The organism is Escherichia sp. MR (assembly GCF_005280595.1).
Taxonomy (GTDB): Bacteria; Pseudomonadota; Gammaproteobacteria; order Enterobacterales; family Enterobacteriaceae; genus Escherichia; species Escherichia ruysiae.
In genome coordinates, this window is record NZ_SZVK01000105.1 from 1 (window position 1) to 4,546 (window position 4,546).

General features: G+C 49.2%; 3 protein-coding genes and 1 pseudogene. 3 read left to right on the forward strand and 1 reads right to left on the reverse strand.

Annotated features, from left to right (window positions below):
* Positions 1-58: 58 nt before the first annotated feature.
* Positions 59-133, forward strand: a pseudogene (locus FC814_RS22180) (DNA-binding response regulator); the annotation flags it as partial.
* Between the two features lie 51 nt (positions 134-184).
* Here the strand turns inward: FC814_RS22180 and FC814_RS22185 are convergent.
* Positions 185-1,834 (reverse strand): alpha,alpha-trehalase, encoded by a 1,650-nt coding sequence (locus tag FC814_RS22185; RefSeq protein ID WP_000934236.1) that lies wholly within the window; start codon positions 1,832-1,834, stop codon positions 185-187.
* A gap of 404 nt (positions 1,835-2,238) precedes the next feature.
* Here FC814_RS22185 and ccp point away from each other — a divergent pair, with 404 nt between their 5' ends.
* Positions 2,239-3,636, forward strand: coding sequence for a cytochrome c peroxidase (ccp, locus tag FC814_RS22190; RefSeq protein WP_137326476.1), 1,398 nt, complete (start codon positions 2,239-2,241; stop codon positions 3,634-3,636).
* A 209-nt stretch (positions 3,637-3,845) separates the two neighbouring features.
* The coding region (locus FC814_RS22195) for a pyridoxal-dependent decarboxylase (RefSeq protein ID WP_137326477.1) at positions 3,846-4,546 on the forward strand (701 nt) is incomplete at its 3' end.

The window sequence follows — 4,546 nt, forward strand, 5'->3', positions numbered from 1 at the left end:
GATAGAAACAGAAGCCACTGGAGCACCTCAAAAACACCATCATACACTAAATCAGTAAGTTGGCAGCATCACCCGCCGTCTGGAAGTGAAAAACCGTACCCAGGCGGCGATGATGTTAAATATCTCCTCCTGAAGAGGATAATTTTACAGCCAGCAGGAAGTTCGCGGCTGGCTGTAAAAAATATTATGGTTCGCCGTATAAACCAATTAAACGGCGTACCACACCGTTGGTCCAGCCAAAGCCATCCTGCAATGGATATTCGCCCCCGCCGCCCTCGCGGGGGATACCATCGGCAATATGGTATTTCTCGATCAGTTTGTGCTGTTCCAGATAGAACTGATTCACCGTCTTCAGCCAGCTACGCGCAATCTCATCACCCAGATGGTCATCACCGTACATTTTAAATCCCTGAATCGCCATCCATTGTAACGGTGCCCAGCCGTTGGGTTTATCCCACTGTTCACCGGTTTCATACTCGCTTGCCAGAATCCCGCCCGGCGTCAGTAATCGGCTTCGCACGGCATTTGCCAGACGGTCGGCCTGTTCATGGTTCGCCATGCCCACATATAACGGCACAATGGCAGCAGCGGAAAAGAGTGCCTGCTGTTCGCGCCGCCAGTCGTAATCGCGGTAGATACCATTTTCATCATCCCAGAGATAATGGTTTACCGCATCGCGGCGGGCATTGGCTTTCTGGCGGAACAGCGTTTCCGTCTCCTTATCGCCTTTCAGCGACGAGATGTTGGCGATGGCGCTCTCCAGTTTAAACAGGAAAGCATTAAGATCGATGGGGATGAACTGAGTGGTACGAATGCTCGCCAGGCGACCCGCGTCTCGCAGCCAACGGGAAGAGTAATCCCAGCCAGAAGCTGCGCCCGCGCGTAAATCGCGGTACACCTCGTTGGGCGGGCGACCAGAATGTTTTGCGGTTTCTACGTCTTCAAGCCAGGATTCGTCACGCGGCGTGTCGCGATCGTCCCAGTAACGGTTGAGCAGCGATCCGTCGGGCATTCGCACAACATGGCGATAGGCCTGATTAGGGATCAGCGATTCTGCGCCGTCCATCCAGAAGGCATATTCCATTTTAAGATGCTCAAGGTAACGGCGCGCGCCGCGTACACCATCTTCTTCAAACAGCTCCACCATCAGCGCGAACACCGGTGGCTGCGAGCGGCTCAAATAATAGGTGCGGTTGCCGTTGGGGATGTGCCCATAGTTTTCGATCATCCAGGCGAAGTTATCGGCCATGCATTTCAGCAAATCTTCACGCCCGCTTTCCGCCAGCCCCAGCATGGTGAAATAGGAATCCCAGTAGTAGGTTTCGCTAAAACGACCCCCTGGAACAATGTACGACTGCGGCAGCGCCAGCAGAGAAGACCACGGGATGTGATCCTGTGGCTCGCGGGTTAATACCGGCCATAGCTGGTCGATATGCTCTTTCAGTGAGTTTTGCGGGTTCGATACATATTCACTGGAGTAAATCTCCGGTAACCAGAAGTGATTTTCAACGAATCGGCGCAAATCGAAATCACGATGACGGCGCACTTTACGATAGCGGATTAAGATATCCAGCGGGTCCATTTTGGGAGCGCAGTCAGGAAACGTTTTACTGTCGGGGAAAATTTTTGCTGACTGGACATGTTCGAAAAGTTCGAGATAGCGGTCAGCAGGTGTTAGTGCGTCAGAGGCTGGCAGCCCCTCAATCATTTCGGGTTCTGGCTCTGCCTCGATCATCTCATCCAGTTTTAATTCATACGGGTCCAGCTCATAACAGAGATCGACCTCGATCGTCAGTTCGTCTGGATTAGGGTTTTGAATTTTCTGATTGAGCATAAGGATCCGACCTCCGAAATTCGTCGCTAATTATCGGCTTTCCTTTAAGCGTAGTCATTCGCTCCGGTCGATGGGCGACGAAGCGTGCGGTGGATCACGTTTATTAATGGGACAAAAAATATAACGCGCTAATATCAATGGAATTTATAAAAATACGGATTTCGTGTTGTTTTTCATTTTCAGAACATTCAATCATGGTCTCCCCCGTAATCATGATATGCCATTCCTGATCTGGGTAATAGGCACAGGCTATCTTATTGATAGTTTATATTCATGTAATTGATTGATTCCTATCAAAAAGCGCATCTCCCTGTTTTTTATGATGGCTTTGTCTCGCAGAGACGTTTGCAGCATTCTGGAAAATTTTCTGGGTCACAATAACTCACTACCGTGAGGGAAGAATAATGAAAATGGTCTCACGTATTACCGCGATCGGCCTGGCTGGCGTCGCGATTTGCTATTTAGGATTATCTGGTTATGTGTGGTACCACGATAATAAACGCTGTAAACAGGCTAATGTTCAGGCATCTGCTGTCAGTGAAAATAATAAGGTTTTAGGTTTTCTCCGCGAAAAAGGATGCGACTATTGCCATACGCCTTCCGCAGAATTACCCGTCTATTATTATATTCCTGGCGCGAAACAGTTGATGGATTACGACATTAGGATCGGATATAAATCTTTTAACCTCGAGGCAGTGCGTGCGGCTCTGCTGGCAGATAAACCCGTTTCGCAAAGCGATCTGAACAAGATTGAATGGGTGATGCAGTATGAAACTATGCCGCCAACGCGTTATACCGCACTGCACTGGGCGGGTAAGGTGAGTGATGAAGAGCGGGCGGAAATACTCGCCTGGATTGCAAAACAGCGCGCGGAATATTACGCCAGCAATGACACCGCGCCGGAGCATCGCAATGAACCGGTGCAGCCCATCCCGCAAAAACTGCCTACCGATGCGCAAAAAGTGGCGTTGGGTTTTGCGCTGTATCACGATCCCCGTTTATCGGCTGATAGCACCATTTCTTGCGCTCATTGCCATGCGCTGAATGCGGGAGGTGTTGATGGTAGAAAAACATCGATTGGCGTCGGTGGTGCGGTCGGGCCGATTAATGCGCCGACGGTGTTTAACTCGGTGTTTAACGTTGAGCAATTCTGGGATGGTCGTGCGGCAACATTGCAGGATCAGGCGGGTGGGCCGCCGCTGAATCCGATTGAAATGGCGTCCAAATCCTGGGACGAAATCATTGCGAAGTTGGAAAAAGATCCTGTGCTGAAAGCGCAGTTCCTCAAAGTTTATCCGCAAGGTTTCAGTGGTGAAAATATTACTGACGCAATTGCTGAATTTGAGAAAACATTAATTACGCCGGATTCACCGTTTGATAAATGGTTGCGTGGTGATGAAAATGCGCTGACGGCGCAGCAGAAAAAAGGTTATCAATTATTTAAAGATAATAAATGTGCAACGTGTCATGGCGGTATTATTCTCGGTGGACGTTCTTTCGAACCGCTGGGTCTGAAAAAAGACTTTAATTTTGGTGAAATTACGGCGGCAGATATTGGCCGTATGAATGTAACTAAAGAAGAACGCGATAAACTGCGTCAGAAAGTCCCCGGTTTGCGTAACGTTGCGCTAACGGCACCGTACTTCCATCGCGGTGATGTGCCGACGCTGGACGGGGCGGTGAAACTGATGCTGCGCTACCAGGTCGGTAAAGAGCTGCCGCAGGAGGATGTGGATGATATCGTGGCTTTCTTGCACAGCCTGAACGGAGTTTACACACCGTATATGCAGGATAAACAATAATTAATTCGATCGCCCGACAGGAATGTTTGGGCGATTTTTATTACGATAATAAAGTCTGTTTTTAATATTATCATGTTAAATGTTTATATTATAAAAAGCCTTTTTTCTGTTTAGGATTTTGTTATTTAAATTACACCCGTAACGCCTTGCGTCCATTCCAGATAAATCCTACTTTTTTATTGCCTTCAAATAAATTTAAGGAGTTCGAAATGGACCAGAAGCTGTTAACGGATTTCCGCTCAGAACTACTCGACTCGCGTTTTGGCGCAAAGGCAATTTCAACTATCGCGGAATCTAAACGTTTTCCGCTGCACGAAATGCGCGATGACATCGCATTCCAGATTATCAATGATGAATTATTTCTCGACGGTAACGCCCGTCAGAACCTGGCGACTTTCTGCCAGACCTGGGACGACGAAAATGTTCATAAGCTGATGGATCTGTCGATCAACAAAAACTGGATCGATAAAGAAGAATATCCGCAGTCCGCAGCTATCGACCTGCGTTGTGTAAACATGGTTGCCGACCTGTGGCACGCGCCTGCGCCGAAAAACGGTCAGGCCGTTGGCACCAACACCATTGGTTCTTCCGAGGCCTGTATGCTCGGTGGGATGGCAATGAAATGGCGTTGGCGCAAACGAATGGAAGCCGCAGGTAAACCGACCGATAAACCCAACCTGGTGTGCGGGCCGGTGCAAATCTGCTGGCATAAATTTGCCCGCTACTGGGATGTGGAACTGCGCGAGATCCCTATGCGCCCCGGTCAGTTGTTCATGGATCCGAAACGCATGATTGAAGCCTGCGACGAAAACACCATCGGCGTGGTGCCGACTTTTGGTGTGACCTACACCGGTAACTATGAGTTCCCGCAACCGCTGCACGATGCGCTGGATAAATTCCAGGCCGACAC